This window comes from Dactylosporangium sucinum, assembly GCF_014647515.1.
In the GTDB taxonomy this organism is placed as follows: domain Bacteria; phylum Actinomycetota; class Actinomycetes; order Mycobacteriales; family Micromonosporaceae; genus Dactylosporangium; species Dactylosporangium sucinum.
In genome coordinates this window covers 1595-2515 of record NZ_BMPI01000166.1, presented here as the reverse complement: position 1 = coordinate 2515, position 921 = coordinate 1595, and the positions used below count along the sequence as shown (strand labels likewise).

Below are 921 nucleotides of genomic sequence, written 5' to 3'. Positions count from 1 at the left end.
CGGTCGCCGAGGTGGATGTCCAGGTGCTGGCGGACCTCGTCCAGACCCGGCAGATCCGCGCCCATCCCGGCACGCTGGGAACCCTGACCGGAGAACAGCACCGCCACCGGACCCGACACACCCGCACCGGTGGTCGACAGGTCACGCAGACCCGCGACCAGGTGAGCGACGTCCGAACCGGTCACCACCGCGCGGTGCGCGAACCGGGACCGCTGCGTGGCCAGGGCCACGGCGGTGTCGTGGGGGTCGGGGTCGGTCCGTTCGGCCCAGTCGGCCAGCCGCGCCGCCTGGGCGTAGAGCGCCCGCTCGGACCTGGCCGAGACGACCCAGGCGGTCGGGCCCTCGCTGGGTGCCGGCGCCGGGGTGGGGTCGCCCTCCTCGATGATGACGTGCGCGTTGGTACCACTGATCCCGAACGACGACACACCGGCCCGGCGCGGGCGGCCGGCCGTCCGCGGCCAGTTGCGCGGTTCGGTGAGCAGGGAGATGTTGCCGGCGGTCCAGTCGACCTGGGGCGTGGGCTCGTCGACGTGCAGCGTCGGCGGCATGGTCTCGTGCCGGAGGGCCTGCACCATCTTGATGATGCCGGCGACACCCGCGGCGGCCTGGGCGTGGCCGATGTTCGACTTGATCGACCCCAGCCACAGGGGTTCTTCCCGGTCCTGGCCGTAGGTGGCGAGCAGCGCCTGGGCCTCGATGGGGTCGCCCAGCCGGGTGCCGGTACCGTGGCCCTCGACCAGGTCCACTTCGGACGGTGACAGACCCGCATTGGCCAAAGCCTGCAGGATCACCCGCTCCTGCGACGGGCCGTTCGGGGCCGTCAGACCGTTGGAGGCGCCGTCCTGGTTGACGGCGCTGCCGCGGACCACGCCGAACACCCGGTGGCCGTTGGCACGGGCGACCGACAGCCGCTCCAGGACG

General features: G+C 73.1%; 1 protein-coding gene. It reads right to left on the bottom strand.

From position 1 onward, the window contains the following. On the bottom strand, window positions 1-921 hold a 921-nt coding region (locus IEZ31_RS58070), incomplete at both ends, for a ketoacyl-synthetase C-terminal extension domain-containing protein (RefSeq protein ID WP_308429556.1).